25 protein-coding genes and 4 tRNA genes are annotated in these 26,119 nt (G+C 63.3%); 15 read left to right on the top strand and 14 right to left on the bottom strand.

The window, feature by feature from the left end; translation table 11 throughout:
- Window positions 1–57 precede the first annotated feature (57 nt).
- Complete coding sequence (locus L6D77_RS23875) at window positions 58–819, top strand: S8/S53 family peptidase (RefSeq protein WP_236170184.1); 762 nt, start codon at window positions 58–60, stop codon at window positions 817–819.
- Here the strand turns inward: L6D77_RS23875 and L6D77_RS23870 are convergent.
- The gene (locus L6D77_RS23870) at window positions 816–4,334 is read right to left on the bottom strand and encodes a hypothetical protein (protein ID WP_232884920.1); all 3,519 of its coding nucleotides are present in this window, start codon (window positions 4,332–4,334) and stop codon (window positions 816–818) included. The two genes, L6D77_RS23875 and L6D77_RS23870, sit on opposite strands and share 4 nt — an antisense overlap.
- Before the next feature lie 22 nt (window positions 4,335–4,356).
- Complete coding sequence (locus L6D77_RS23865; protein WP_232884921.1) at window positions 4,357–5,964, bottom strand: hypothetical protein; 1,608 nt, start codon at window positions 5,962–5,964, stop codon at window positions 4,357–4,359.
- A 338-nt stretch (window positions 5,965–6,302) separates the two neighbouring features.
- On the opposite strand from L6D77_RS23865, the gene L6D77_RS23860 reads away from it, so the two are divergent.
- Genes L6D77_RS23860 through L6D77_RS23850 form a run of 3 tightly spaced genes read left to right on the top strand, consistent with a single transcriptional unit; the run spans window position 6,303 to window position 8,234 of the window.
- A complete protein-coding gene (locus tag L6D77_RS23860) occupies window positions 6,303–7,322 on the top strand; it encodes a hypothetical protein (protein ID WP_232884922.1) in 1,020 nt (339 codons plus the stop codon).
- Window positions 7,301–7,966, top strand: a complete 666-nt coding sequence (locus tag L6D77_RS23855) for a hypothetical protein (protein WP_232884923.1) — start codon at window positions 7,301–7,303, stop codon at window positions 7,964–7,966. Before L6D77_RS23860 ends, L6D77_RS23855 begins: the two co-directional genes overlap by 22 nt.
- Window positions 7,959–8,234 (top strand): hypothetical protein, encoded by a 276-nt coding sequence (locus L6D77_RS23850; protein WP_232884924.1) that lies wholly within the window; start codon window positions 7,959–7,961, stop codon window positions 8,232–8,234. Before L6D77_RS23855 ends, L6D77_RS23850 begins: the two co-directional genes overlap by 8 nt.
- Window positions 8,235–8,310: 76 nt before the next feature.
- On the opposite strand, the gene L6D77_RS23845 is transcribed toward L6D77_RS23850, so the two are convergent.
- Complete coding sequence (locus L6D77_RS23845; protein ID WP_232884925.1) at window positions 8,311–9,075, bottom strand: carbon-nitrogen hydrolase family protein; 765 nt, start codon at window positions 9,073–9,075, stop codon at window positions 8,311–8,313.
- A 133-nt stretch (window positions 9,076–9,208) separates the two neighbouring features.
- On the opposite strand from L6D77_RS23845, the gene L6D77_RS23840 reads away from it, so the two are divergent.
- Window positions 9,209–9,802 (top strand): transglycosylase SLT domain-containing protein, encoded by a 594-nt coding sequence (locus L6D77_RS23840; RefSeq protein ID WP_232884926.1) that lies wholly within the window; start codon window positions 9,209–9,211, stop codon window positions 9,800–9,802.
- A 79-nt stretch (window positions 9,803–9,881) separates the two neighbouring features.
- Here L6D77_RS23840 and L6D77_RS23835 read toward each other — a convergent pair whose 3' ends face one another.
- The 3 genes from L6D77_RS23835 to L6D77_RS23825 form a co-directional block, all read right to left on the bottom strand.
- Entirely contained in the window at window positions 9,882–10,094 is a 213-nt protein-coding gene (locus tag L6D77_RS23835; protein ID WP_232884927.1) for a hypothetical protein, read from the bottom strand.
- A gap of 801 nt (window positions 10,095–10,895) precedes the next feature.
- Window positions 10,896–10,971, bottom strand: a tRNA-Thr gene (locus tag L6D77_RS23830).
- 58 nt (window positions 10,972–11,029) lie between these two features.
- Entirely contained in the window at window positions 11,030–11,440 is a 411-nt protein-coding gene (locus L6D77_RS23825; RefSeq protein ID WP_232884928.1) for a pilin, read from the bottom strand.
- A gap of 210 nt (window positions 11,441–11,650) precedes the next feature.
- On the opposite strand from L6D77_RS23825, the gene L6D77_RS23820 reads away from it, so the two are divergent.
- Genes L6D77_RS23820 through yacG form a run of 4 tightly spaced genes read left to right on the top strand, consistent with a single transcriptional unit; the run spans window position 11,651 to window position 14,548 of the window.
- Window positions 11,651–12,859: a type II secretion system F family protein gene (locus L6D77_RS23820; protein WP_232884929.1), complete on the top strand. Its 1,209-nt coding sequence runs from the start codon at window positions 11,651–11,653 to the stop codon at window positions 12,857–12,859.
- A gap of 2 nt (window positions 12,860–12,861) precedes the next feature.
- Window positions 12,862–13,728 (top strand): prepilin peptidase, encoded by an 867-nt coding sequence (locus L6D77_RS23815; protein WP_232884930.1) that lies wholly within the window; start codon window positions 12,862–12,864, stop codon window positions 13,726–13,728.
- The gene (gene coaE, locus L6D77_RS23810) at window positions 13,728–14,351 is read left to right on the top strand and encodes a dephospho-CoA kinase (protein WP_232884931.1); all 624 of its coding nucleotides are present in this window, start codon (window positions 13,728–13,730) and stop codon (window positions 14,349–14,351) included. The genes L6D77_RS23815 and coaE overlap by 1 nt, the downstream gene beginning before the upstream one ends.
- Window positions 14,348–14,548, top strand: a complete 201-nt coding sequence (gene yacG, locus L6D77_RS23805) for a DNA gyrase inhibitor YacG (RefSeq protein ID WP_046854173.1) — start codon at window positions 14,348–14,350, stop codon at window positions 14,546–14,548. The genes coaE and yacG overlap by 4 nt, the downstream gene beginning before the upstream one ends.
- Before the next feature lie 253 nt (window positions 14,549–14,801).
- Here the strand turns inward: yacG and L6D77_RS23800 are convergent, their stop codons facing one another.
- Window positions 14,802–15,509: an energy-coupling factor ABC transporter permease gene (locus L6D77_RS23800; RefSeq protein ID WP_232884932.1), complete on the bottom strand. Its 708-nt coding sequence runs from the start codon at window positions 15,507–15,509 to the stop codon at window positions 14,802–14,804.
- A gap of 86 nt (window positions 15,510–15,595) precedes the next feature.
- Between L6D77_RS23800 and L6D77_RS23795 the strand changes: the two genes are divergently transcribed.
- The 4 genes from L6D77_RS23795 to L6D77_RS23780 all read left to right on the top strand — a co-directional run bounded on the left by L6D77_RS23795 (window position 15,596) and on the right by L6D77_RS23780 (window position 18,397).
- On the top strand, window positions 15,596–16,027 hold the full coding sequence (locus L6D77_RS23795; protein WP_232884933.1) for a hypothetical protein: 432 nt from the start codon (window positions 15,596–15,598) through the stop codon (window positions 16,025–16,027).
- Between the two features lie 55 nt (window positions 16,028–16,082).
- On the top strand, window positions 16,083–16,712 hold the full coding sequence (locus L6D77_RS23790) for a DUF1780 domain-containing protein (protein ID WP_232884934.1): 630 nt from the start codon (window positions 16,083–16,085) through the stop codon (window positions 16,710–16,712).
- Window positions 16,713–16,843: 131 nt separating this feature from the next.
- Window positions 16,844–17,017: a DUF3094 family protein gene (locus L6D77_RS23785; RefSeq protein ID WP_110991747.1), complete on the top strand. Its 174-nt coding sequence runs from the start codon at window positions 16,844–16,846 to the stop codon at window positions 17,015–17,017.
- 84 nt (window positions 17,018–17,101) lie between these two features.
- Window positions 17,102–18,397 (top strand): NAD(P)/FAD-dependent oxidoreductase, encoded by a 1,296-nt coding sequence (locus L6D77_RS23780; protein WP_232884935.1) that lies wholly within the window; start codon window positions 17,102–17,104, stop codon window positions 18,395–18,397.
- A 224-nt stretch (window positions 18,398–18,621) separates the two neighbouring features.
- Here L6D77_RS23780 and L6D77_RS23775 read toward each other — a convergent pair whose 3' ends face one another.
- The 7 genes from L6D77_RS23775 to rluD form a co-directional block, all read right to left on the bottom strand.
- Window positions 18,622–19,158, bottom strand: a complete 537-nt coding sequence (locus L6D77_RS23775) for a dihydrofolate reductase family protein (RefSeq protein ID WP_232884936.1) — start codon at window positions 19,156–19,158, stop codon at window positions 18,622–18,624.
- Window positions 19,159–19,260: 102 nt separating this feature from the next.
- A tRNA-Lys gene (locus L6D77_RS23770) sits at window positions 19,261–19,336 on the bottom strand.
- A 6-nt stretch (window positions 19,337–19,342) separates the two neighbouring features.
- A tRNA-Pro gene (locus L6D77_RS23765) sits at window positions 19,343–19,419 on the bottom strand.
- Window positions 19,420–19,423: 4 nt separating this feature from the next.
- A tRNA-Asn gene (locus tag L6D77_RS23760) sits at window positions 19,424–19,499 on the bottom strand.
- Between the two features lie 448 nt (window positions 19,500–19,947).
- On the bottom strand, window positions 19,948–22,512 hold the full coding sequence (gene clpB / locus L6D77_RS23755; RefSeq protein ID WP_232884937.1) for an ATP-dependent chaperone ClpB: 2,565 nt from the start codon (window positions 22,510–22,512) through the stop codon (window positions 19,948–19,950).
- A 266-nt stretch (window positions 22,513–22,778) separates the two neighbouring features.
- Window positions 22,779–23,519, bottom strand: a complete 741-nt coding sequence (gene pgeF / locus L6D77_RS23750) for a peptidoglycan editing factor PgeF (RefSeq protein ID WP_232884938.1) — start codon at window positions 23,517–23,519, stop codon at window positions 22,779–22,781.
- Entirely contained in the window at window positions 23,516–24,478 is a 963-nt protein-coding gene (gene rluD, locus L6D77_RS23745; protein ID WP_232884939.1) for a 23S rRNA pseudouridine(1911/1915/1917) synthase RluD, read from the bottom strand. The genes pgeF and rluD overlap by 4 nt, the downstream gene beginning before the upstream one ends.
- Window positions 24,479–24,627: 149 nt before the next feature.
- On the opposite strand from rluD, the gene L6D77_RS23740 reads away from it, so the two are divergent.
- Both L6D77_RS23740 and L6D77_RS23735 read left to right on the top strand, forming a co-directional pair.
- The gene (locus L6D77_RS23740; RefSeq protein WP_232884940.1) at window positions 24,628–25,647 is read left to right on the top strand and encodes an outer membrane protein assembly factor BamD; all 1,020 of its coding nucleotides are present in this window, start codon (window positions 24,628–24,630) and stop codon (window positions 25,645–25,647) included.
- Window positions 25,648–25,741: 94 nt separating this feature from the next.
- Entirely contained in the window at window positions 25,742–25,972 is a 231-nt protein-coding gene (locus L6D77_RS23735; protein WP_153788160.1) for a PP0621 family protein, read from the top strand.
- Window positions 25,973–26,119 lie beyond the last annotated feature (147 nt).

The raw sequence follows: 26,119 nt of genomic DNA, 5'->3' as shown, positions 1-26,119 counted from the left end.
CATCGGCACGATCACTCGGCCGTGATAGCCTGTGGCTTTCTCGCCCGCGCGTGCCCCATGATCTGCCTTATCGACGATGGAATCGCCCCCGACACGCTCCCCCACAGCTTCCTGGCAGGCGGCATCAATTTCTCCGACGAAGGTGCCGAGCACCAGTTCCAGGCTGGCCCGCACAGCCACGGCACCGCCATGGCGCAAACCCTCTTCGAAACCTGCCCGCAGGGGCGCGTGTTCGTGGTCAGGCTGCTGGACCGGTACGGTCATCTGAACGATGTCGAACGCCTGGCCCAGGTGTTCGACTGGCTGGCTCGGCAACGGGCAGCACTGGGCATCACGCTGGTGTGCGCACCGCTGGCAGACAACGCCTTGCACATGAGCGACGATGCCTTTCGCCAAACGCCGTTGGCCGAGCATGTGGCGCAGCTACGCAGGGCCGGCGTGCCAACCCTGATGCCAGCAGGAAACCGCAACGCATCGGCCAGCGCTATCGAACGGCCAGGCATGGCCTGGCCCGCCATCCTCAGGGACGTGATCAGCGTCGGCGCGTTGTCTGGCAATCACGGCCACACCTTGCACGCCACCAGCAAACGCCTGGCAGCCAGCGCCGGTAGCCCATGCGCGACCACGCTGTTCGCCCACCCCGGCGAACCAGGGCAGACCAGCGGTGCCACCGCACGGGCTGCCGGCCTCATGGCCGCCATGCAATTGCGCTATCCCGGCATCGATGTACAAGCCTGCCTGGACCACCTGCGCCACCCCTGGACCGACCAGCACGGCCAGTGCTGGCCCGTGCTGAGCGATACCAAGACGCCCGGCTAGATCCTGGGCGCCTCTGTGCCATGACGGATCATGCCCACCACGAAGTCGAAGGCGAAGGCGCCTGCGGTGGCAGCCGCAACCACCTTGCCGCGCGTCAGCGGCTCGGGATAGATCGTGCAGAACTTATAGGCCGACAGGGCGCTGTTGCGTGCCACGAACTGCAGTGTCTCCAGATATTGCGGGTCATCGTCGTAGGCCAGCGCAAGCACCTTCAGGCCGGACTGCAGCATCATGAAGCACATCTCCACCCCGTTGGCGGTTTCCGCCGAGTCGACGTTGTCCAGGTGGTAGCTCGACAGGTTCTCCTCACGGCCCTGGTAGAGGCGCCAGCCCTTGTAGGCGATGCCGCTTACCCCGACCCAGAAAACGATGTGCCTGAGCTGGTCCGCCGCGGTAAAGGGCGCATCACCCTTGCGCCAGGGGGTCTTGAGCATGTGCATCCCCGCCTTGCCCGCCAGCAGCAGGCAATCGAGCGGCTTGGTCGCCTTCTGTGCCTTGGACCCGGTCATGGCCGAGGCCATGCCCATGGACAACACCACCATCCCGACATAGGTGTTTATCACGTCCTTGAGGTAATCGAACGCCGAGGCATTGGCGCTGGACTGTGCGGCCAATGCACCGCTGATCGCAGGCCGGCTGGCAAGCACCGGCGCCAGGGGGCGGTCACCCATGAACAGTTTGTAGGTGACCGTGCCGAGCACCGAGGGCACGAACAGGATGATGTCGATCAGCCGCACACCGGTATCCAGGGGCTTGCCGGTCAGCAAGGCGAAGGTCTTCTCGATGAACGGGAAGCTGATGGTGGCGAACAGGATCCGTCGCAACAAGTCGACAAAGCCGGCCACCGACTCGATCAGCTTTTCGACCAGCTCCTGGGTCGCGAGGGTGACTTTCCTGGCGACGTTGAGCACCAGCGCGTAAATGATACGTGTCAGCTTGTCGAGGTCGAAGTCCGCCAGGGTGAAGCCCTGCGGCCCGAGGATGTGCTGGAAGCTCTCCTTCAAGGTCGGCCCGGAAGTGGAGAACGCCGACATCTGCTCGTCGAACGCCGCGGACATCCCTTCGAAGGTCTGGGCGGCCGGCATTTCCACCTTCACCACCAACGCGACGATGCTGCCGAGCAGGTCCATCATCCCCCCGCCTGGGCCACTTTGAGACACGTTCTGTTGCTGGTGCCTGGATTCGCGCTGCGCCTGGGTCACGCTGCCGGAGCCTGGCGGTACCGGTTGCTTGTGCCAATCGGCGATGAGGTTGAGCTCTACACTTTTTCGATCGATGGCCTTGATCGCCTCTTCGAACGCGGGCCTGGTCAACTTGCGCAGATCATGCACACGCGTGGCCAAGGTTTTCAGTTCTTCGTCGATGAAATCGGCCATGGTTTCGCGCACGGCCGAAATGTCGCCCCAGTCGAACAGAAACTTGGCGTAGCTCCAGACCTTGTCGATGCCGGTGCGCACCTGGCGCCACAACCAGCTGAAGAACCCGCCGATCTTCTCCAGGGTATCGAGCACGAAGCGCTTCACCTTGCCGGCCACTTCGCAGACGAACTCGACCACGCCCCTGACCTTGCGGATCAAGAAGGCCACTGGCGAGTCCTCGTGAAGCCACACCCCCTCCAGCAGGTCGGAAAGCGACTGGCCCAGGCCAGGCAGGATCACCGCAGCGGCCGTCGATGCCCCCGCCAGGGCCGACGCCGCCGGGGCCTGCAACTGCCCTTGGCGGCTGGAAACCGCCAGGCAGAAGTCGTCCGCCATGTGCCGGGTGTCGAGGGACGAGTGAAAGCCCTGGTCGCCATCACGCAAGCGCACGCCAGTGGCCTGGTCGCCGCCGACCAGCTGCGCGGCCTGGCGCAACACCGCCAGCAACGTCTGCACCGTGTGTGCGCCTTCCTTGCCACGCAACGCCTGCGGCAGCAGCTTGCCCTGCCCGCCGGGCAGTTCGGCGCCCTGCAGTTCTTCGGTGCTGATGCCGGTGAAACGCTGGTACAACGAAGCGGCTGGATTGATTTCCAGCACCTGCTCCAAGCCATCCAGCGTCAGCGCGTATGACGCCGGGGTGAACGACAGGGCCCGGTTGAAGATGCGCAGGTTGCCGCTGAGGTCTGTCTGCACCTGCACCGGGTCCTGCGGACCGACGAACAGGCTGCGGCCATTGACCACCAGGGTGGACAGCACCGAGGTACGCAGCTGCAGTGTGGCCTCGCCACGGGGAATGCCCGCAGGGTCGAGCACGCTGATGCTGGTGGAGAAGCAGGTGATGCAGGCCGACGCTTGGGGGTCGGCCACATGGATCAAGGTTTCTTGCCAGTGCCCCTCGGCATCGCGCCATTGGTGGGCCGCCTGGCCGTTCTCGTAGACCAGCAGCACGCTGCCGGTCAGCTTGTCGTCGCCCACCACCGGCGCAAGGTCCACCACATGCCGGCGCAGCGCGACCGGCTCGCCCCAGGCGGCGGACAGGCCGGCGCGCTGGGCGACCAACAGTGTGCCGTCACTTTGCAGCGCCCATACGCTGGTGGCCCCGTCCGCGGCTTCGCAGACGCTGAGCTGGAGCACATCCTGCGCAAGGCTGGCCGGGATGACCGGCTCGAACTCGGCATCGTCCTGCTCGGGGAGGCTTTCGGCCGGCAGGCGCCAGACGCCCTTGCCCCCCACGTACAGGTCAGTGCCCATCCAGCGGGTCTGCCCCATGGCCATCACCCGCGCGCCCGACGGGCAGAGGAACGCAGACCCCGAGGTGATTTCGGGGCGGCCGTCCTTGAACTGCGGCAGCTTGCGCGCATTGAGCAACAGCTGGCGGTCGCTGATCCCCAACCCCAGGGTATGCAACGCGGGCCGGCCCTCGATCATGCCCACAGCGAAATCCAGGATTTCGCCGATATCACGCGCAACGCTGAACAATACGCAGTGTTCTTTCAAGGACGCGGGTGTGTTGCTGCGCACCAGGTAAACATCCTGCCCCGCAGAACCTGCGGCGCTGATGAGCACCGTCCACACGCCATCGTCCCCTTGCTGCACGCGCAAGGCGTCGATCGCCAGGCCATCACGGGTGCCATGGTCACGCCAGGGCAACTGCTGCCAATCGACGGCCTGCGCATCGAAACCGTAGGCCACCAGCAGCCGCGAAGCCCCGACGCCCTCATCGAGGGCCACGGCCAGGGTGGTCAGCTCCTTGCCATCGACCATGGCCCAACCGGCGGCGAAGGCGACTACCTTGTCGTGCAAGGACAGGCTCTGCCAACCCGCGGAGCTTGCATCGTCGCGGCGTACCAGCGACAGCTGCTGCCCCTTGCCCAAGGTGAGGACCATGGGCTGCACGGCCGCGCCACGGCGGTCTGGCAGCGCCACCATGCGCTGCTGGAAGCGGCCCTTGGTGGTCGGGTCGATCAGGTCGTCCCGGCCAAAGGTGCGGGCGGGCTCGATGTAGTCGATGATGTCGCTGCCTACGGTGAAGCTTGCTTGCACGGTGTTGTGGCCATCGAGCGCGTCGAGGTGCACCACTTGAGGTGTTCTTTGCATGGACAGTGCTCCTTGAGGGCGCTCAGACATCGCGATGGAAGACGTTGATGACCAGGTCCAGATGCTGGTTGAAGCGCGGCTTGCGGAAGAAGAAGGTCTCCTCGCCTGGCGGGACGAAGGCCAGGTTGCCCATCTGCACGTTGACGTCCCGGAACACCCCCTCGAGCATGCCGATGATCGCGTCGCGCGATGCGCTCAGCCAGTCGCCGGCGATCCCCACGTCCCAACTGTTGTTGATGCGCGTGAAGAACTGGGTGATGGCCCAGGTGTCGCCCTGGTCGTCGTTTTTGCCAGCGACCGGGGTGAAGGTGGGCGCGAACACCGGCACCAACGAGCATTTGGCAGTCTCGCCTTGGGTACTCAACGACATGCTGCCGCCGATGTCGGTATTGCGGGTGGCCGTGGCGCGGGAGTGCATGTCCCACGAGGTGGTGCGGTCGCGGTCCAGATGGCCGTAGAGTTGGCCGTCAAGCACGAACAGGTTGCCCTCGACGAGCTTGATCTCAAGCTTCAGGTGTTTGTCCAGGGCGAGCTTGAGGTCGCCGTCCTTCCACTGGTAATGCTTGCTGCCCTGCAGGAACAGCGAGTTGCCGTCACGCTCGAAACTCAGCACTTCGAGAAAGTCCAGCTCGGGGTGCTTGAGCCTGCCTGAGTTGGCTTGCACGCTGTTTTCCTGGGCCATGCGGTCCACTTCGCGCTTGAGTGCCTGCCTGAGACTGTTGAGCAGGTGCTGGATGAACAGGTCCTTGCGCAGCACCATCACGCCTGCGAACAAGCCATCGGAGCCGTTCGCGAACATGTGGCTGGGCCAGATCCCCTGAAGGCGGCACAGTTCATTCTGCTTGGCGACATCGTCGGGCAGCCTGTGCCCTCCTTCCGTGACGCACAGGTAGTCGATGGTGTGCGTAAGGTCGGGTTCGACACCCGCGACATGCTCCCTGACCAAACGGAACAGGTAGTCCTCCATGAACAGGCTGGGAGGCCGCTTGGCCACCCGCGGCACAACCGAAGCCATCAGCAGCAGGCCATTGGGGCCACTAATGCCGCTGTCGGCGATCCAGGTCTCGATACACCCCATCAGCTGGAAGCGGGCCTCGATCGACAGCGTGACACCCCCGGGTGCATGCAGCTGCGGGATCATCAGCGCTTCGGGCCGGGTCAGCGTGAGGAACAGGCATTGGATGGAAAACTGCCCCTCGGCCAGACTCAAGTGCTCCAACTGCCGGTTCACCTCCTCGGCGCACTTTGGATTGTGCTTGTACAACTGCTCTCGGCTGACCGTGCGCTTATTCACCATCGAGCGGATCGACAGGGAATACTCATGGATGGGCAGTTCGATGGCGTCGCTGCCACTCATGTAGGTCAGCTTACCGTCGAGCAGCTCGAAGGTCGTCAGCACCTCCTGGCTCGCCATGCGCTGCGCATCCAGTGACAACACTGGGCTGCCGAGCTTGGCCTGGAGGTGGGTGGTGGAGGGTTCCTGCCGAGAGTTGAGTGGCGTGGCCAGGATTCTGAACGGCGTGCGGGCCCTGCGGTTCCATACCCGCCAGGCCTCTTCGAACTGACAGCAGAGCCCGCGCTGGTTCAGTGACACAGCGATATCGAAATCTTTCAGAGGGGTCGTGTCCATGTAGCTTGCAGCCTCGATTGCTGAGTGAGCACAGCAAGGAACCCGGGCAAACCACCTGTCGCGCCCACGTCCATGCGTTCGCCGAAAATGGCCAGTAGCCATCACTCGGCAGCGTAACTCAACCGATTGGCTTTTTGTATGACGATCTGACAAGCCGTTTGAAGAGGTGCGCGAAGCCCGGTACGGCCTGGAGGCTGCGGGCATGGGCGCTGCAGGCGCGGGATTGCAAAGCTTGCTGGTCTATCGGCAGCAGCAACAAGCCCATGCAAGCTAATTTTTGATTTGTTACCTATGCAGGATTACAGTGTAAAAAACCACTTAACACGGCACTCATTCAAATGGCTATCCAGCCCTTGGACATCCAACGCTATCTTGAGACCATCCTGGGAGTGCCCACTGATCTGAAGCGGGTCAAGCTCAAGCTGCCCTACCACCTTCAGGACGCCTACACCTTCATCGTGCTCACGCTGCGGTTCGACCCTACGCCCCTGGAGATACTGCTGTTGGTACCTGGCGACCCCATCTACCCCGGTGCCGTCACCCTTACCAAACACATCGCCCAGGTACGCAAAGCTGCGCTCGCAACACCTGTCTATCTGTGTCAGGCCTTGTCTCCAGCGGACCGGCGCAGCCTTATCAATCACCAGCTCAACTTCATTCAGCCCGGTTACCAGCTGTTTGTCCCCGAACTGGCCATGGACCTGCGCGAACGCGTGCGCCAACGCCAGGCCCAATCCAAAATCACCGCCCTGCTCCCCGCCGCCCAGGCCATGCTGCTCGCTCGCCTTCATGAAGGCTGGAACAACGACACACCCTTCCCGGCCAGCACACTCATGGGCGACCTGAGCTACAGCCGAGTGACCCTCTCCAAGGTCGTGGAACAACTGCTCCTGACCGGGCTGCTTCACGCCACCGGGTTCAAGGGCGCGAACCAAACCTACAGGTTCAGCGGCAGCGCAACACAAGTGTTCAAGCAAGCACGCCCGTACCTGCGCTCGCCGGTGAAACGCAAAGTCGCAATTTCTACTGAGCTCGCGCCACAACACGGGACATTCCTCGCCGGTGAAACCGCCCTGGCCAGCCTCACGCTGCTGGCCGCTCCGGCGCAGCCCGTCTACGGCATGACCCGCGCCCATTTAGACGGGCTGCTTGCGCAGGGCTCGATACAGCTCAGCACGTCGGTGGATGACACCAAGGCGTGGGTGGAAATCTGGTCCTATGACACGCTGGATACATCCGGCAACCGTGCCGATGAAGCCTCCCTGCTCCTGAGCCTGGACAATTGCCAGGACGCGCGCATCCAGATTGCGCTCGATGAACTCAGGGAGCGGGTTGAATGGTTGGGGTCAGAGGATTAGCGCTTTTCGGGCAACACTTTTGCAGTTACCGCGATCAGTACGTGTTGATTGGTGGAGTGGCCTCGTCACTGACAATGGACGAGGCCGGCATTGCCTTCAGAAGCACCAAGGACCTGGATATCGTGCTGGTCATCGAAGCGCTGGACAGCCAGTTCGTCGCTGCGTTTTGGGCGTTCGTCCACAGTGGCGGCTACCAGATCAGGCAAGTTGGCAAGACGCATCCCGTGTTCTACCGATTCCAAAACCCCACTGACGGTAGCTACCCCGCACAGCTCGAACTGTTCTCCCGGGCACCTGATGGCTTTGAGCTCCCTGAACACGCCACCTTGACACCCATCCCCACCGACGAATCCGTTTCCAGCCTTTCGGCGATTCTGCTCGATGAAGACTATTACGCCTTCCTGCTTGAAGGTCGCCAGCACCTGATGTTGATCGGGTTGTTGACCGGAGACCGGGTGGAATTACCCGAGAGCATTGCCAGTGATATGGCCAAGTTTCTAACGCGCTTGGCCGAGGAAGACAGGGATACGAGAGCCATGGGTTCAGGTGCCTCACAGGGGGAAATCATTGAGCGCCTGAGGCTGGCTTTCGGTATTGAGGCACTGGAATCACTGCAACCAGAAAAGGAGCGCCGTGATGATTGAATCACTGAAGTCAGTGCCAGCCACAGTGATGAAGAGAACGCTCAAATCGCGGTTGGCTGAAGTGGAAAACAACGAGTGCAAAGGCTTCCTGATTCACAGGAGCCACAAGCCGGTAGCAGTGTTCTTGAGTGTCCAGACATTTGAAATGCTACGTGATCAAATCAATGATCTGCTCGCAGACCGCCTTGCGACAGAACGCCAACTCCGCAAAGGTGAAACAAAAACCGTGAGCCTGGAGGCTATGGAGGCGCGCTTCGACTGCCCATGAGTTTTGCTCACCATGGCTGTGGGAGCCGTGCTCAGAACATCGAACCTCCACCCGAGATCCGGCAAGCGCCTCACGATCACGCGGGAAGCTCAGCCACCAAGAACTCACGCCCCTGCCAACCTTCAACCTGCCTGGTAACAACCAACAACCGGTTGCCCGTACCAGAGATAGCCGCCACGCACCGCCCTTGCTCATCCCAGCAGGCGCTGCGCCCGGCCGCGGCCCAGCCGCCCGTCACACCGCCATGGTTGGCCATGAGCACCACCATGGCATGCCGCTGTGCATAACTTTGCAACAAGGCGCTATCCGCCGGATAACCCGTTTCGCCAATGAGCACGCCGGTCGCATACACCTGCGCGCCGCGCTGTGCCGCATGGGCGGCATGCTCGGGGTGGGTGAAATCGGCGCACACCGACAAGGCCACGGATACACCGGCGACCGACAGCAACTCGCCCCCGCTCCCCGCGCCGAAGAACAGGTCTTCGCCGGTATGCAGGTGTTGCTTGGTGTAAGCGCTGATCGAGCCATCCGGGTGGAGGGTGCACGCCGCGATGCGAGGCTTGTCCTGGCCCGGCACCTTGAGCGGCATGCCGACCACTGTGGTCATGCCCGCCTCTTGGGCGAACTGCCGCAGCGGCGCCAGCAGTGGCGTGTCCAGGTCCTGGGCCAGGGTACTGGCTGTCTTGAGTTCATATCCGGTGAGGGACAACTCGGGGAACAGCAGCAGCGTTACGCCGTGCTCATGGGCCTGGCGCATGAAATCCAGGTGCAAGGCCAGGTTGGCGGTGATATCGCCATCGCGAATGGCGCATTGGGCGGCGGCGAAAATGACTTGCGGCATGGGTGTCTCCTGACAAGGTAGGCAGACTCTGCGCAACCGTTATCCAGAAGACAACCCCCCGGCCTGGTTTGAAAGCCTGTATAAAGCGCCCGCCACCTGCGATCCCGACGTCTGCAAAAAGGAAACCCCGCCCATGCTTCGGCTCTCGATGCCAGCCCTGCTCCTGGCGCTTGCCGGCTGCGCCACCAAGCCGCCCGCCAACCCCGAAAACCTCTGCGAGATCTTCCGCGAGAAACCGAAATGGCACGAAGCGGCGCTGAAGATGCAGGCGCGCTGGGGTGCGCCGGTGCAGGTGCCGATGGCCATGATGTACCAGGAATCCTCGTTCAAGCACGACGCCCTGCCGCCGCGCTATTACTTCCTCGGCATCATCCCCTGGGGCCGGGTCAGCACCGCCTACGGCTACGCCCAGGCCAAGGACGAGACCTGGGCCGACTACAAGCGCGAAGCCGGCGGCTGGGGCGCCAGCCGCGACGACTTCGCCGATGCCCTGGACTTCATGGGCTGGTACATGCAGAAGAGCCAGCGGGTGAATGGCGTGTCCAAGTGGGACGCCTTTGGCCAGTACCTGAATTACCACGAAGGCTGGGGTGGCTACCGTAACCGCAGCTATGACGCCAAGCCGTGGTTGGTGAACGTCTCGCAGAAGGTTCAGGCGCGGGCGTCGGTGTTTGGGGCGCAGTATCGGAGTTGCGAGCAGGAGCTTTCGCGGGGTGGGTGGTTTTGATAGGCGCGGCCAAGAGGCGCTAAGCGAGAGGGCCGCAAAGCGGCCGCTGTGACGCGTAGCTTCAGACTTTCAGATCCCCCTACTCTCTCATCGCCTCCAGCTTGCCGACCTGCTCGCTGGCCAGCCGGCTGATGATCCGGATCGCTTGGTGAATCCCCGCTGTGCTGCGGAAGCTCAGTTGCGGGTTGTGTTCGCACTCCAGCATTTCGTCGTGCTGGACCAGTGCCTCGCCTAGCAGTTCGAGGGTCCAGGCGTAGCTTTGGATAGTGGATAGGCGTTCGTGGTCAGTCATGGGGCACCTCACGGGTGGCGAGGGACTGGCTGTCGATTGGGTAAAAGGTTGGGGATGGAGTGGCCGCGGGGGTTGGGCGGCGGAGAGCGGATGCGAGGATCCTGTACAGACGTGTGAAAGTCATGCATGAGACTCCAAGTTAAGTTGGAACCACCACGCACTGTCGCCAAACAATGGGTGGCAGCTGTACGCAGGTTGGCGAACCGGGAACTTGGAACCCGGCAGACCCGAAGGTCTCCCGCGCACAGCCACCATGGCACGAGGTTGCAGGCACAAAAAAAGCGCCTGCAATCGTGTGGGGCGCTGCTGCGCCAAGTTTACCCGGGTCGCCAAACCCGGTCGCGGAATTTGCCGCGACTGGAGGGGAATTTATTCTCTGGGGCTTTCTTGGGCAAGGTTCCTGGGGCTAAGAAATGGCTTTGAAATGTGTAGGAAATGACTCGAGCGAAGGCGTTGGGAGGCAGCAGTACGTGAGTTGGCCGACCGGGACGAAAGGAACCGGCACACCTGAGGTGTCCCACGGACTGCCGCCATGATTGAGGCCTGCTCAATTTGATCGGTGTTCTGAGTGATGAGGGTAGCAGCTGGACGCAGTTGGCGAACCGAGGAAAAGATAACCCGGCAGACCTGATGGTCTCCTGTGTGCAGCTGCAATATCTGGCTAGTGATCAGACCAGGTGAGATAGCTAGAGATATAATCTTTGCTGGTTCTCAACAGAGGGTCGTGGAAACGAAAAACCGGCCAGATGGCCGGTTTAGAGGGTTTCCAAAGCATTCAGCGGAATGCAGTGGAGCTGGATGTGGTGCCGGAGACAGGAATCGAACCTGCGACCTTCGCGTTACGAGTGCGCTGCTCTACCGACTGAGCTACACCGGCGTGTTGCGCAACGTACCACTGCCGTGTGCGTTACGCAAACCCCTGTTTCACCTCACTTTCACTGCGCCTTGCAGCCGTTCGGGGCGAGGTCTTCCTCGACCGTGGTGGTGCAGCTCCAGCCGGCCTGGGTGCGGGTGAGCGTGAGGGTTTTACCGAGCACGTTGGCGGGGGCTTCGGCCAGGGTGCAGGCGATGCTGCCGGTGCCGTCGGCAGCGGTGCCGGTGGCGACGATGGCGCAGTGGGCGGTGGTCGCCTGGCCGCCGAGGCTGGCGACGTCGGGGACATTCTTGCCGTCGTTCAGGCGCACGTCCATCGGGGTCTTGAGGGCGGTGATTTCCAGCAGGGCGGCCGCGGTTTTGGCGCGGGCCTGGTGGTTGGTGTACATCGGGATGGCGATGGTCGCCAGGATGCCGATGATCGCGACGACGATCATCAGTTCGATCAGGGTGATGCCGCGTTGCCCTTTCATAGGCGGTATTCCTTCGTCATGCGTGGAGGCGCGGGGCGCTGGGGCCCTGCCGGCAGGCGCGCAGTAGGCCTGAACCGACACCTTTTGTCACCCCTCGGTGGCGGGGTGGGCTTGGTGCTCAACTACTCTAGTGACCGTCATGGAATCGCGCCCGCTGTCGGGCCCGGCAAGCTGTTACGGGGCTTGTCGCTTCACTGCAAAGGACTTTGCATGCCACCGTCTACCCGCCTCTACGCCTGGGAGGGCATCGATGCCGCCGGGGTTCGTCAACAGGGCCAGCAAGCTGGGCGCAGCCCGGCGTTCGTGCGGGCGTGGCTAAAGCGCCAGGGCATTCGCGCAATACAGGTGCGGCCGGCGGGGGGCTGGCGGTGGCGCTGGCCACAGCGCCAGGGCAAGGCGGATGCGCCGGGGTTCAGCCGGCAGTTGGCGACCTTGCTGACGGCGGGGGTGCCGTTGTTGCAGGCGTTCGAGGTGATGGTGCGCAGCAACGCTGGCAGCGGGATGAGTGGGCTGCTGGTGCGGTTGAAACAGGATGTGGCGGCGGGCCTGGGGCTGGCGGATGCCTTGCAGCGCCACCCGGCGTGGTTCGATGCGCTCTACTGCAACCTGGTGCGGGTGGGTGAGCACGCCGGCACGCTGGACCGGCAACTGGAACAGATGGCGACGATGCTGGAGAAGCGCCAGGCGCTGCGGCAGAAGGTGCGCAAGGCGATGCTGTACCCGGCGCTGTTGCTGCTGACCGGGCTGGGGGTGGCGGCGTTGTTGCTGCTGGAGGTGGTGCCGCGGTTCCGGAGCCTGTTCGCCAGTTTCGACAAGGCACTGCCGGCGTTCACTCAGTGGGTGATCGACTTATCCACAGTGCTGGGCAATCACGCCGCTTGGTTGGTGGTGCTGATAACGGCATTAGGGCTGGGCACGCGTGAGCTGTATCGGCGGCACTTGCCTGCGCGCTTGTGGCTGTTGCGGCTGGCCTTGCGGGTGCCGGTGGTCGGGCCGCTGTTGGGCCAGGCGGCGTTGGCGCGGTTCGCCCGTTGCCTGGCGACCTCCTACGGGGCGGGGGTGGCGTTGCTGGATGCGTTGCAGACGGTGGCGCCGGTCAGTGGTGACAGCCTGCACGAGCGGGCGATCCTGGCCCTGCGCCAGGGTGTGGCGAACGGGCTGGGCTTGCACCAGGCGATGGAGGTGGACGCGCTGTTCCCGCCGTTGCTGCGCCAGCTGGTGGCGGTGGGCGAGGCCAGCGGCACGCTGGACCTGATGCTGGACAAAGCCGCGCTACATTATGAGGAGCAGGTGAGCCAGGGGCTGGAGCAGTTGACCACGCTGCTGGAGCCGGCCATCGTGCTGATTCTCGGGCTGCTGGTGGGGGGCCTGGTGGTGGCGATGTACCTACCCATTTTCCAGTTGGGCAGCCTGATCTGAACATGAATGCCTGGTCCTTAGTCGTCGAACATCCACCGTTTTTCTACAGCCTGGCCGTGGTGCTGGGGTTGTTGGTGGGCAGTTTTCTGAATGTGCTGGCCTACCGGCTGCCGATCATGCTCGATCGCCAGTGGCAGCGGGAGGCGCAGCAGGTGCTAGGGTTGCCGGGGGCCGCGCACGAGCGCTTCGACCTGTGCCTACCGGCCTCGCGCTGCCCCCATTGCCAGCACCAGATTCGTGCTTGGGAGAACATTCCGGTACTGAGTTACCTGGCGTTGCGCGGGCGCTGCTCGGCGTGCAAAGGGCGCATCAGCGCGCGCTACCCCTTGGTGGAGCTGGGGTGTGGGTTGCTGTCGCTGCTGGTGGCGTGGCACTTCGGGCCCGGCATCGAGGCGCTGCTGGTCATGGTGCTGACTTGGGGCTTGATCGCCCTGAGCCTCATCGATGCCGAGCACCAGTTGCTGCCGGATGTGCTGGTACTGCCGCTGTTATGGCTGGGGCTGGTGGTCAATGCCTTCGGGCTGCTGGTGCCGCTGGCCGATGCGGTATGGGGCGCGGTGGCGGGGTACTTGAGCCTGTGGTCGGTGTTCTGGGTGTTCAAGCTGTTGACCGGCAAGGACGGCATCGGCCAGGGCGACTTCAAGCTGCTGGCGATGCTCGGCGCCTGGGGCGGCTGGCAGATCCTGCCGATGACGCTGATGCTTGGGTCGTTGGCCGGGGCGCTGATCGGGCTGATGCTGGTGCGCCTGCGCCGGGCGCAAATGGGCGTTGCGCTGCCGTTCGGGCCTTATCTGGCCATTGCGGGCTGGATCGCAGTGCTCTGGGGTGATGAAATAGTCGCCTCATACCTGCAACTGCTTGGAACCTGATGAGCACAGCGCCCTTCACCCCCTGGATTCTCGGTTTGACCGGCGGTATCGGCAGCGGCAAGAGCGCCGCCGCCGAGCGCTTCGTCGAGCTGGGCGTGCACCTGGTCGATGCCGACCAGGCCGCGCGCTGGGTCGTCGAACCCGGCCGCCCTGCCCTGGCCCGTATCGTCGAGCGCTTCGGCCCTGGCGTGCTGCAGGCGGACGGCCAACTCGACCGCGCCGCCCTGCGCCAGCTGATCTTCGCCGACCCTGCGCAGCGGCAGTGGCTGGAGCAATTGCTGCACCCGCTGATCGGCCAGGAGATCTTCAGCTACCTGGCCAAGGCCGAGTCGCCCTATGCGGTGTATGTTTCGCCATTGCTGATCGAGTCGGGGCAGTTCAACAAGGTGCAGCGCATCCTGGTGGTCGATGCCCCTACCGAATTGCAGGTGCAGCGTACCCTGCAGCGCGACAACACCAGCCCCGAACAGGTGCAGGCGATTCTCAAGGCCCAGTTGGCCCGGGAAGAGCGCCTGCGCCATGCACATGATGTGGTGGTCAATGATCGTGACCTGCAAACGCTGCACGACGAGATCGACCGCCTGCACCACTTCTACCTGACTTTGCGAGGAGGCCAGCCATGAGCCAGCCGATGACCGTTGATTGCCCGACCTGTGGCGCGCCTGTGGAATGGGGGGAGCAGAGCCCGTTCCGGCCGTTTTGTTCTGATCGCTGCAAGTTGATCGACCTGGGGGCCTGGGCGGCTGAGGAGCACAAGATTGCGGGGGCGGAAGAGTCTGAGGACGAGCTGTATTCGGGGGATCTGGAGCCTAGGCACTGAGCCTGGATTTTTGATTGCCTGTGCCGGCCTCATCGCTGGCAAGCCAGCTCCCACAGGTACCGGGTCAGCCTTGGAACTGTGGGAGCCGGCTTGCCGGCGATGGGGCCGCTCCAGGGATCTGGAGCCTCGGCACTGAGCCTGGATTTTTGATTGCCTGTGCCGGCCTCATCGCTGGCAAGCCAGCTCCCACAGGTACCGGGTCAGCCTTGGAATTGTGGGAGCCGGCTTGCCGGCGATGGGGCCGACCCTGTTTTCACCGCTCATCATCCTTCCACGGCGCCTGCAGGTAGCGGGTGCGGTTGAACGTCTCCAGCCACTCCGGGCTGAACACCACCAGCGCACTGATCACCATGCCGTTGATGAACGCCTCGGGGAACATCATCAGCCACAGGTAGCCGACGAAGTCGCTCAGCCAATACGGCATGACGAAGCGTTCGTCCATCCACAGCAGCCCCAGCCCGGCCATCAGGCACACCAGCACGGTCAGGGCGGCGGGGAAGAAGCCACAGCAGAAGATATAGACGAACAGGTTGCGCGGCTGAGCGCGCTCGACCAGGATCGCGCACACCTCGGTGACCAGTACCGGCAGGCCGACGATCAACAGGCCGTTGACGCCGAGCGCAGCCAGGTCCTGGCGGCCAAGCAACAGCAAACCGAGTTGGGCGAGAAAACCGCCAAGCACAGCCAATGGCCAGTCCAGCAGCAGGGTCACCGCAGTCATGCCGATGAAGTGATAAGAGACGCCAGTGTCGAAATCGCGGCGCACCAGCCACAGCGCAAACAACCCGAACACGGTGCCGAACAGCAGGTGCTGGCGGCGGGTGTCGGTGAACAGCTCGACCCAGCGGGTGCGGCTGATGGCCCAGACCAGCAGGGGTACGTAACCGAGCCAGCCAAGGGTAAGGCTGGTGCTGGACAAGACCTGTGCGCTGATCACCTGAGCAATATCCCTGTCGGCCATGTGGACAAGCCTGAGTCTACACCCATTCTCCCATTCGCCCGGTTGCTATAGGCTGACACCACCATTTGATGCAGGAAGCGTCCGCGATGCCTGAAGGGCTCAATCTCCCGTTACTGCTGGGCGCGGCATTCAGCGCGGTCGCGGGCCTGCTGCACCTGGCGATCATCCTGGTCGGGCCGCGCTGGTACCGCTTGTTCGGCGCGGGCGAGCGCATGGCCAGGGCCGCCGAGCAGGGGCGCCGCTACCCGGCATTGGTCACCACGGCGATTGCAATGGTGTTGCTGGCCTGGTCGGCCTATGCGCTGTCTGCTGCCGGGCTGATCAAACCCCTGCCGTTCCTGCTGCCGGTGATCTGCCTGATCACCCTGGTGTACCTGGCCCGCGGCCTGCTGGGCCCGGTGCTGCTGGCCGGCACCGGGCGCACTCGGCGATTTATCGCGGTCAGTTCGGTGATCTGCCTGGGGGGCGGGCTGCTGCATTTGCTCGGGGTGGTTCAGCAATGGTTGATGCTGGGCTGATTCCCACGCACAAACAGCATCTTACCGTCATGGTTTAGCGACTAAGCTTGTCCCCATGGATGACTCCGACTACTTGCGCCTGCTTACCATCCAGGCCGAACAAGCCAATGCCTTTCTCTCCAATGCGCGCAAATGGGAGCGCGAGCGTTGGGTGTGCCAGCGCCTGCTGCAAGGGCTGAACATTCCCTACCGCAGCGAAGACTTCACCCCGGCCGGGCAGGAGCCGCCGGATGTGCTGTTCCGCGATGCGGCGTTCGAGGTGTTCTTCGTGCTCGACGAGGGCCGGCGGCTCAACGATGAATGGCGCGAGGAGCTGCAACGCCGGCGCAGCGCGTTTTCCCTGAGCCAGCTGGTGCGCCGCGAGGCACGGCCACGGCGCATCCCCGCCCAGGAGCTGCTGGCGCGCCTGGCGCCGACCTTGCGCAAAAAGGCGCACAACTACCGGGAGCGCGGGCTGGACCTGGGCGAGCTGGACATCATCGCCTTCGCCAGCCTCAAGCGCGAGGTGCTCGACCTCAACAGCCATTTCCCGCCGCCCACCGAATACCTGCGCCAGGGCTGGCGGTCGCTGTCGCTGGTGGGGCCGACCTTCGCCCGGGTGCTGTTCGCCCACCCCGATGCGCCGGACTTCTTGCGCGGCAACCTGGGGCGCAGCATCGTGTTCGATGTGGGCATCAGTCTTTGATCCAGTGCCGAGAGTCTTTGCGATAACGTACACTCGGCGCCAGGGATAGAACGGATTATCATTCGTTCCACGCGTTTGCGTGAACGCTGTGGCGTACACGCAGTCACAAACGTCTATCTACGAGGCCCACCATGACCAGCCGCCTGAATCCTGAAGATCAGCGTCGCGTCGATGAGTACTTGAGTGCCCCCCAGCATCGTGTCGAGCGCAGGCCCTTCCGGCCATTGCTGCTCCTGTTGCTGGTGGTGGCCGTGACCATCGGTCTGGGCCTGTTGAGCCGCCTGTTGAGTGGACTGGTGCTATGAGCTGCCTTGCGCTCGCCCTCCCCTCTGCTGTGTTGCGGCCGGGCCTTGTGCCCAGGAATTTCGTAAAACTTGTGAGATATCCCCATGACTCATCGCATCGTGATTGTCGGCGGCGGCGCCGGCGGCCTGGAACTGGCGACCCGCCTGGGTAAAAGCCTGGGCAAGCGCAAACAGGCCGAGATCACCCTGGTTGATGCCAACCTGACGCACATCTGGAAGCCACTGCTGCACGAAGTGGCGGCCGGTTCGCTGAACTCCTCGGAAGATGAACTGAACTACGTGGCCCAGGCCAAGTGGAACCACTTCAACTTCCAGATGGGCCGCATGAGTGGCCTGGACCGCGAAAGCAAAATGATCCAGCTGGCGGCGACCCTCGATGACGAGGGCCGTGAGCTGCTGCCTGCGCGCACCATCGGCTACGACAGCCTGGTGATCGCCGTGGGCAGCAACACCAACGACTTCGGTACCCTGGGCGCGGCGCAGCACTGCCTGTTCCTCGACAGCCGTAAGCAGGCCGAGCGCTTCCACCAGCAACTGCTCAACCACTACCTGCGCGCCCACGCGGGCGATGTGGCCAGCGAGAAGATCAGCGTGGCCATCGTCGGCGCCGGTGCCACCGGTGTCGAGCTGGCGGCCGAGCTGCACAACGCCGCCCATGAGCTGGCGGCCTATGGCCTGGACAAGATCCAGCCAAAGGACATGCACATCACCCTCATCGAGGCCGGCCCGCGCGTACTGCCAGCGCTGCCAGAGCGCATCAGCGTGCCCGTGCACAAGACCCTGGAAAAACTCGGGGTGACGGTAATGACCAACGCCTCGGTCAGTGAAGTGACCGAAGATGGCCTGAAAACGGCGTCCGGCGAAGTGATCCAGGCCAGCCTGAAGGTGTGGGCGGCGGGTATTCGTGCGCCGGGCTTCCTGAAGGACATCGACGGCCTGGAAACCAACCGTATCAACCAGCTGGTGGTGCGCCCGACCCTGCAAACCACCCGCGACGACAATATCTTCGCCTTTGGCGATTGCGCCGCCTGCCCGCAGCCTGGCAGCGACCGCAACGTGCCGCCACGGGCCCAGGCCGCGCACCAGCAGGCTTCGTTGCTGGCCAAGAGCCTGAAGGCGCGTCTGGAGAACAAGGCGCTGCCGACCTACGAGTACAAGGACTATGGCTCGCTGGTGTCGCTGTCGCGCTTCTCGGCGGTGGGCAACCTGATGGGTAACCTGATGGGCAGCGTGAAGCTGGAGGGCTGGCTGGCGCGGATGTTCTATGTGTCGCTATATCGCATGCACCAGATGGCGCTTTACGGGACCTTCCGGACCTTGATGCTGATACTGGGGAGCAAGATTGGGCGCGGGACTGAGCCGCGGCTGAAGCTGCACTGAGGATTCAAGATCCTGGGGCTGCCTTGCAGCCCTTTCGCCGGCAAGCCGGCTCCCACCCCGACCGCATGAGCCCAAACCAGCCGATATCCCTGTGGGAGCTGGCTTGCCAGCGATGAGGCCAGTACTAGCAACTCAAGACAGTTGCTCCCACATGGACCGCGCCATCCTAAAGGCGTGTGCTGGACCTGTGGGAGCTGGCTTGCCAGCGATGGCCTTGACGCGATCTATCTGACCACGCGATACGTGCTCTGCACGAACCCACTCTCGTAACTGGTCGTCTTCATGTGCTGCAACAGCACATCCTTCGCCAACTCGCCAAACAGCGGTATCCCCTGCCCCAGCAGCACGGGAATGCGGGTAATGGTCAGCTCGTTCACCAACCCCTCACGCAAGAACCCCTGAATCAGCTTGCCGCCATCCAGGTACAGGCTTTTCGCGCCCGTGGCCTGCAGGTGCTCAAGTAGCTCAGGGATCGGCCCGGGATGCAGCTCGACTTGCCCCGGTGCATTGGCGGGCAACGCTGCCAGGCTGGCGCTGACCACCACCACGCGGGTTTCCGGATAGGGCCACTGGCCAAAGGTCATGACCTTGTCGAAGGTGCCACGCCCCATCACCAGCGTATCGACGCCGGCCATGAACCCCGCATAGCCATGGTCATCGGCCGACTCGGTCGCCCCCATCAACCAATCAAGGCCGCCGTCTTCACGGGCGATGAAGCCATCCAGGCTGGTGGCGATGAATACGCTGGCTTTCAAAGGCATGCTGCGGCGCTCCTGCGGGCAAAGCACACAGGGTAGCAAGGGCGGGGCTATAAATCGCGGGCAAAAGAAAAAGGGCATCTCTTTCGAGATGCCCTCTTTACATGGTGGGTCGTGTAGGATTCGAACCTACGACCAATTGGTTAAAAGCCAACTGCTCTACCAACTGAGCTAACGACCCTGAAAATGGTCGGGGTGAGGGGATTCGAACTCCTGACATCCTGCTCCCAAAGCAGGCGCGCTACCGGACTGCGCTACACCCCGAGATTGGCTCCGCGACCTGGACTCGAACCAGGGACCCAATGATTAACAGTCATTTGCTCTACCGACTGAGCTATCGCGGAACTGAACTTCGGTACAACTTCGAAGCTTGTGTTAGCTTCGATCTCTTTAGCTATCCGCTTTCGCGTTGTCGCTGCTGAGGCCGGCTATTCTACATTCTTCGTTTTGCTTGTCAACCACTTTTTTTCATTCAACTTACTGATTTCTAAGTTGTTTTGCGGTCACCGGTGTTGCTGGTGATTCGCTTAGTGCCTGACAGCGGGGCGAATATTAGGGGCACTCCGAATTTTGTGCAAGCGTTTTTTTCAAAATTTTCAGCAAGTTATGTCGATGGCCTGAAAACCGGGGGTTTTGCGGTGCCTGCACCGGCCTCTTCGCGGGTAAACCCGCTGCTACAGGTAATGCGCATAACCTGTGGGAGCGGGTTTACCCGCGAAGAGGCCGAGGCTGATTCGCAAAAAATCTCATAAAAAAGCCCCGCTTTCGCGGGGCTCATGATTACAACCGTGATCAGGCAAAGACGATTTCGTCGCCTTCCACCTTGGCGGTGATCGCCGCACCAGGCAGGAACTGCCCACCGAGGATCAACTGCGCCAGCGGGTTTTCGATCCAGCGCTGGATCGCACGCTTGAGCGGCCGTGCGCCATACACCGGGTCGTAACCCACGGCGATCAGCTTGTCCAAGGCCTCCGGGCTCAGGCTCAGGCTCAGCTCGCGCTCCAGCAGGCGGCTGCGCAGGCGGCCCAGCTGGATCTCGGTGATACCGGCGATCTGCTCGCGGCCCAGGGGTTCGAACACCACCACTTCGTCGATCCGGTTGATGAACTCGGGCCGGAAGTGCGCGCCCACCGCATCCATTACCGCCGCACGCTGCGCTTCGCGATCACCCACCAGCTCCTGGATCTGCGCCGAGCCCAGGTTGGAGGTCATCACGATCACCGTATTGCGGAAGTCCACGGTACGGCCGTGGCTGTCGGTCAGGCGGCCGTCTTCGAGTACCTGCAGCAGCACGTTGAACACATCCGGGTGGGCTTTCTCCACCTCGTCCAGCAGCACCACCGAGTACGGCTTGCGGCGCACGGCCTCGGTCAGGTACCCACCCTCTTCATAGCCCACATACCCTGGTGGGGCACCGATCAGCCGCGCCACGGAATGTTTCTCCATGAACTCGGACATGTCGATGCGCACCATGGCCTCTTCGGTGTCGAACAGGAACTCGGCCAGGGCCTTGCACAGCTCGGTCTTGCCCACGCCGGTCGGGCCGAGGAACAGGAACGAGCCGCTGGGGCGGTTCGGGTCGGACAGCCCGGCGCGGGAACGGCGCACGGCGTTGGCCACGGCGGTGACCGCTTCGTGCTGGCCGATCACCCGCTGGTGCAGCAGCTCTTCCATCTTCAGCAGCTTCTCGCGCTCGCCTTCGAGCATCTTGGCCACCGGGATGCCGGTCCACTTGGAGACCACTTCGGCGATTTCTTCCTCGGTCACCTTGTTGCGCAGCAGCTGGTTGTCGCTCTTGCCGTGCTGGTCGACCATCTGCAGGCTGCGCTCCAGGTCGGGGATGACCCCGTACTGCAGCTCGGCCATGCGGCTGAGGTCGCCTTTGCGGCGGGCGGCTTCGAGCTCCTGGCGGGACTGCTCGATCTTTTGCTGGATCTGTGCCGAACCCTGCACCTCGGCCTTTTCGGAGGCCCAGATTTCTTCGAGGTCGGAGTACTCACGCTCCAGCCGCTCGATTTCTTCGGTCAGTTTTTCCAGGCGTTTCTTCGCCGCTTCGTCCTCTTCTTTCTTCAGCGCCTGGGATTCCACCTTCAGCTGGATCAGACGGCGGTCGAGGCGGTCGAGCACTTCGGGCTTGGAGTCGATCTCCATGCGGATGCGGCTGGCGGCTTCGTCGATCAGGTCGATGGCCTTGTCCGGCAGCTGACGGTCGGTGATGTAGCGGTGGCTGAGCTTGGCCGCGGCGATGATCGCGCCATCGGTGATCGCTACCTTGTGGTGCACTTCATAGCGCTCTTTAAGGCCGCGCAGGATGGCGATGGTGTCCTCCTCGCTCGGCTCTTCGACCAGCACCTTCTGGAAGCGGCGCTCGAGGGCGGCGTCCTTCTCGATGAACTGGCGGTACTCGTTGAGCGTGGTGGCACCTACGCAGTGCAGCTCGCCACGGGCCAGGGCCGGCTTGAGCATGTTGCCGGCGTCCATGGCGCCCTCGCCCTTGCCGGCGCCGACCATGGTGTGCAGTTCGTCGATGAACAGGATGATCTGGCCTTCCTGCTTGGACAGCTCGTTGAGCAGGCCTTTGAGGCGCTCTTCGAACTCGCCGCGGTACTTGGCACCGGCGATCAGCGCGCCCATGTCCAGCGCCAGCAGGCGCTTGCCTTTCAGGCCGTCGGGCACTTCACCGTTGATGATGCGCTGGGCCAGGCCTTCGGCGATGGCGGTCTTGCCCACGCCGGGCTCGCCGATCAGTACCGGGTTGTTCTTGGTACGGCGCTGCAGCACCTGCACGGTGCGGCGAATTTCATCGTCACGCCCGATCACCGGGTCGAGCTTGCCTTCTTCGGCGCGCTTGGTGAGGTCGACGGTGTACTTGTCCAGGGCCTGGCGCGACTCCTCGGCGTTGGCGTCATTCACCGCCGCGCCGCCGCGCAGGTTGTTGATGGCGTTTTCCAGGGCCTTCTTGGTCACGCCCTGGCCGAGCAGCAACTTGCCGACCTTGCTGTTCTCGTCCATGGCGGCGAGCACCACCAGTTCGCTGGAGATGAACTGGTCGCCCTTCTGCTGGGCCAGGCGATCAGCCTGGTTGAGCAGGCGCGCCAGGTCCTGGGACATGTTCACGTCGCCGGTGGGGTTCTGGATTTTCGGCAGCTGGTCGAGCTCCTTGGTCAACGCCTTTTTCAGGCTGTTGATGTCGAAGCCCACCTGCATCAGCAGCGGCTTGATCGAGCCGCCCTGCTGGTCGACAAGCGCCTGCAGCAGGTGCAGGGGCTCGATGGCCGGGTGGTCCATGCCCACGGCCAGGGATTGGGAATCGGATAACGCTAATTGCAGCTTGCTGGTCAGTCGGTCTATTCGCATGGGGATACCTTCCTATAAAGGGCAGGCGGAGCGATGGACAGCACCTGTATGAAGAACCTGCCTGAGATGACCACTAGATAAGGGTGATTCTGGAAGATTCAAGCGTAGCGGGATTGACGAAGGTCAGTAGAGGCGGTGGTGGGATTGAGATTGCCGGGGCTGCTGCGCAGCCCAATCGCCGGCAAGCCGGCTCCCACAGGGGCAGTACAGACTTTGGCATGTGGGAGCTGGCTTGCCAGCGATTGGGCCGCGAAGCGGCCCCAGGCTTAGCGAGGGCTGAGCCACACCAGCGAAGCAAAGCGCCCACCCTGCGGGGTGCGGCGGTAGGAGAAGAAGCGTTGATCGCTGACCGTGCAGAACCCACCGCCATACACGGCAGTTACGCCCCGTGCAGCTAGGCGGATCCGCGCCAGCTTATAGATGTCAGCCATCAATTTGCCCGGCCGTTCGCCGTCGACAAAGGCTGATGCAGCCTCGGGGTGCACAGCCGTGAACGCATCACGCACTTCCAAACCCACTTCAAATGCCTGCGGGCCAATGGCAGGCCCCAGCCACACCAGTACCTCTTCAGGCGGCACGGCCAAACGGTCCAGGGTCGCCTCCAGCACGCCACCGGCCAGCCCGCGCCAGCCGGCATGGGCGGCGGCCACTCGGGTGCCGGCACGGTCGCAGAACAGCGCGGGCAGGCAGTCGGCAGTCATCACGGTGCAGGCAATGCCGGGCTGGTCGGTCCAGCTGGCGTCGGCCTCGGCGACTACCGCCGGATTGGCGTCCGCCACCGCCAACCCATGCACTTGCTTGAGCCAGGCGGGCTGGATGGCGAATTCATCACTGAGGCGGCGACGGTTCTCGGCAACCGCCTGCGGGTCATCACCCACATGGTCGCCAAGATTGAAGGAGGCGTAGGGCGGCAGGCTGACGCCGCCCTCGCGGGTGGTGACACAGGCGCGTACCGAGGCCGGGGCCGGCCAGTCGGGGAAGATCAGCGACTGCGTCAGGCCACTCATCCGATGAAGCTCTCGCGGTCCTGCTCGAGCAACGACAGCAGCCACTTGAAGTCGTCCGGCAGCTCCGACTTCCATTCCATACGCTCACCGGTGGTCGGGTGATCCAGGGCCAGGAAACGTGCGTGCAGGGCCTGGCGCGGGAAGTTCTTCACCGCCTCGACCATGGTCACGCTGGCGGCCGGTGGAATGCGAAAACGCACGCCGTAGGTCTGGTCGCCGACCAATGGATAACCGACATGGGCCATGTGCACGCGGATCTGGTGGGTCCGGCCGGTTTCCAGCTTGACCCGCACATGGGTGTGCGAACGGAAGCGCTTGAGCACCCGGTAGTGGCTGACCGCCGGCTTGCCACCGTCGGTGACCGCCATGCGCTGGCGCAGGCCGCCGTGACGGCCGATCGGCGCATCGATCTTGCCGCCGGCAATCACCACGCCCACCACGATGCATTCATAGATGCGGCTGACGGAGCGGCTCTGCAGCTGCTCGACCAGCTTGGTCTGCGCCTGCAGGGTCTTGGCCACCACCATCAGGCCGGTGGTGTCCTTGTCCAGGCGATGCACGATGCCCGCGCGCGGCACATTGACGATGTCCGGCACATGGTGCAGCAGGGCGTTGAGCAAGGTGCCATCGGCATGGCCGGCCGCCGGGTGGACCACCAGCCCGGCGGGCTTGTTGATCACCAGGATCTGGTCGTCTTCATAGACGATGTCCAGCTCGATATCCTGGGCCACCCATTCACCCTGGGCTTCCTGTTCGGCCTGAAGGGCCAGGAGGTCGCCACTGTGAACGGTGTCGCGCGGCCGCAGTACCGCGTCATTGACGGTCAGGCGGCCGTCCTTGATCCACGAAGTCAGGCGCGAACGCGAGTACTCGGCGAACAGTTGGGCGGCGACCTGGTCGAGGCGTTGGCCGCCCAGTTCGGACGGGACCTCTGCGCTAAGTTGAATGATCTCGGACATGCTCAATTCGGCGGACGTACAGCCTTTGGTTTCGGCTGCGTGCTTGTGGTTAAATACGGCTTCTTTTGCCCCGGGGTTTGGCCGGGGGCGCTCATCATAACAGGACGGCACCGCCCAAGACAGCGGCCGTCAAAGGGACGCAAGCCGCCATGCAAGTGAAACACCTGCTGCTGATCGCCATCCTCGGGCTCACCGCTGCCTGTTCCTCGAACAAGGAAGTCATTGACGAGAACCTCAGCGAGGCCGAGCTGTACCAGCAGGCCCAGGCTGATCTGGACAACTCCAGCTACACCAGCGCCGTGAACAAGCTCAAGGCCCTGGAGTCGCGCTACCCGTTCGGCCGCTACGCCGACCAGGCCCAGCTCGAGCTGATCTACGCCAACTACAAGAACTCCGAGCCAGAGGCCGCCAAGTCCGCCGCCGAGCGCTTCATCCGCCTGCACCCGCAGCACCCGAACGTCGACTACGCCTACTACCTGAAAGGCCTGACCTCGTTCGACCAGGACCGCGGCCTGCTGGCGCGCTTCCTGCCGCTGGACATGACCAAGCGTGACCCGGGCGCCGCCCGCGACTCGTACAACGAGTTCGCCCAGCTGACCAGCCGCTTCCCCAACAGCCGTTACTCGCCAGACGCCAAGCAGCGCATGATCTACCTGCGCAACCTGCTGGCCAGCTACGAAATCCACGTGGCCAACTACTACCTGAGCCGCGAGGCCTACGTGGCTGCCGCCAACCGTGGCCGCTACGTGGTCGAGAACTTCCAGGAAACCCCATCGGTCGGCGACGGCCTGGCAGTGATGGTCGAGTCGTACCAGCACATGCACCTGGACGAACTGGCCGCCACCAGCCTGGAAACCCTCAAGCTCAACTACCCGAACCACCCGAGCCTGGTCGATGGCCAGTTCGTCGCCACCCAGGATGAAAACGGCAACCGCTCCTGGCTGTCGAAGGCCACCCTGGGCCTGATCGAGACCGAGACGCCGCTGCCACCAGGCGAGACCCGCGCCAACCAGGACGTGGTTCGCCAGTTCCAGGACGCCCGCTCCGAAATGCCGGCCGACCTGCTGCCTAAAGACGAAAACGGCGACCCGATCCTGCCGGAAGGCCCGAAAGAGGCCGAGAAAGACCGCTCGTGGTTCAGCTACATGACCTTCGGTCTGTTCGACTGATCCACCGCACGACGAAGAAGGGAGGCCCGAGGCCTCCCTTTTTTATTGGCCGCGCCCTAGACTGTCGGCTTCTTCTCTCGACAAGCTGGACACCATGGTTCGCCTACTTTTCTGGATCGCCCTGATCGCCGCCGCGTTCTGGCTGTGGCGCAAGTTCAAGACCAGCCAGCAATCCCCCGCCGAGCCGCGCCTCGACGACCCGCTGCGAATGGTGCGTTGCGCCCACTGCGGCGTGCACCTGCCCAATGACCGTGCCTTACAGCTGGGCAAGGACTGGTATTGCAGCCAGCAGCACCTGGAGCAGGGGCCTGGGCGCCAGGGCTGAACACAAAACCCTGTGGGAGCGGGTTTACCCGCGAATGCTTTAGTGAAGCCACCGACGCATCCGCGGGTGAACCCGCTCCCACAGGGCATGCGGTAGATTCACCCTCGCACTTATCCCTCCCCGACCCTTTCTCACTATTTACGACCC

The organism is Pseudomonas parasichuanensis, from assembly GCF_021601385.1.
In the GTDB taxonomy this organism is placed as follows: Bacteria; Pseudomonadota; Gammaproteobacteria; order Pseudomonadales; family Pseudomonadaceae; genus Aquipseudomonas; species Aquipseudomonas parasichuanensis.
This window is presented reverse-complemented; position numbering and strand designations above follow the sequence as displayed.

Coding starts and splice junctions, on each gene's coding strand:
- L6D77_RS23775 (WP_232884936.1), bottom strand. CDS start 19,158: ATGCCTTTGAAAGCCAGCGTATTCATCGCCACCAGCCTGGATGGCTTC.
- L6D77_RS23850 (WP_232884924.1), top strand. CDS start 7,959: ATGATTGAATCACTGAAGTCAGTGCCAGCCACAGTGATGAAGAGAACG.
- L6D77_RS23740 (WP_232884940.1), top strand. CDS start 24,628: ATGCAAGTGAAACACCTGCTGCTGATCGCCATCCTCGGGCTCACCGCT.
- L6D77_RS23825 (WP_232884928.1), bottom strand. CDS start 11,440: ATGAAAGGGCAACGCGGCATCACCCTGATCGAACTGATGATCGTCGTC.
- L6D77_RS23855 (WP_232884923.1), top strand. CDS start 7,301: ATGGTTGGGGTCAGAGGATTAGCGCTTTTCGGGCAACACTTTTGCAGT.
- yacG (WP_046854173.1), top strand. CDS start 14,348: ATGAGCCAGCCGATGACCGTTGATTGCCCGACCTGTGGCGCGCCTGTG.
- pgeF (WP_232884938.1), bottom strand. CDS start 23,519: ATGAGTGGCCTGACGCAGTCGCTGATCTTCCCCGACTGGCCGGCCCCG.
- L6D77_RS23800 (WP_232884932.1), bottom strand. CDS start 15,509: ATGGCCGACAGGGATATTGCTCAGGTGATCAGCGCACAGGTCTTGTCC.
- L6D77_RS23785 (WP_110991747.1), top strand. CDS start 16,844: ATGACCAGCCGCCTGAATCCTGAAGATCAGCGTCGCGTCGATGAGTAC.
- coaE (WP_232884931.1), top strand. CDS start 13,728: ATGAGCACAGCGCCCTTCACCCCCTGGATTCTCGGTTTGACCGGCGGT.
- L6D77_RS23790 (WP_232884934.1), top strand. CDS start 16,083: ATGGATGACTCCGACTACTTGCGCCTGCTTACCATCCAGGCCGAACAA.
- L6D77_RS23865 (WP_232884921.1), bottom strand. CDS start 5,964: ATGGACACGACCCCTCTGAAAGATTTCGATATCGCTGTGTCACTGAAC.
- L6D77_RS23820 (WP_232884929.1), top strand. CDS start 11,651: ATGCCACCGTCTACCCGCCTCTACGCCTGGGAGGGCATCGATGCCGCC.
- L6D77_RS23735 (WP_153788160.1), top strand. CDS start 25,742: ATGGTTCGCCTACTTTTCTGGATCGCCCTGATCGCCGCCGCGTTCTGG.
- L6D77_RS23835 (WP_232884927.1), bottom strand. CDS start 10,094: ATGACTGACCACGAACGCCTATCCACTATCCAAAGCTACGCCTGGACC.
- L6D77_RS23815 (WP_232884930.1), top strand. CDS start 12,862: ATGAATGCCTGGTCCTTAGTCGTCGAACATCCACCGTTTTTCTACAGC.
- L6D77_RS23845 (WP_232884925.1), bottom strand. CDS start 9,075: ATGCCGCAAGTCATTTTCGCCGCCGCCCAATGCGCCATTCGCGATGGC.
- clpB (WP_232884937.1), bottom strand. CDS start 22,512: ATGCGAATAGACCGACTGACCAGCAAGCTGCAATTAGCGTTATCCGAT.
- L6D77_RS23840 (WP_232884926.1), top strand. CDS start 9,209: ATGCTTCGGCTCTCGATGCCAGCCCTGCTCCTGGCGCTTGCCGGCTGC.
- L6D77_RS23780 (WP_232884935.1), top strand. CDS start 17,102: ATGACTCATCGCATCGTGATTGTCGGCGGCGGCGCCGGCGGCCTGGAA.
- L6D77_RS23860 (WP_232884922.1), top strand. CDS start 6,303: ATGGCTATCCAGCCCTTGGACATCCAACGCTATCTTGAGACCATCCTG.
- L6D77_RS23870 (WP_232884920.1), bottom strand. CDS start 4,334: ATGCAAAGAACACCTCAAGTGGTGCACCTCGACGCGCTCGATGGCCAC.
- L6D77_RS23795 (WP_232884933.1), top strand. CDS start 15,596: ATGCCTGAAGGGCTCAATCTCCCGTTACTGCTGGGCGCGGCATTCAGC.
- rluD (WP_232884939.1), bottom strand. CDS start 24,478: ATGTCCGAGATCATTCAACTTAGCGCAGAGGTCCCGTCCGAACTGGGC.
- L6D77_RS23875 (WP_236170184.1), top strand. CDS start 58: ATGATCTGCCTTATCGACGATGGAATCGCCCCCGACACGCTCCCCCAC.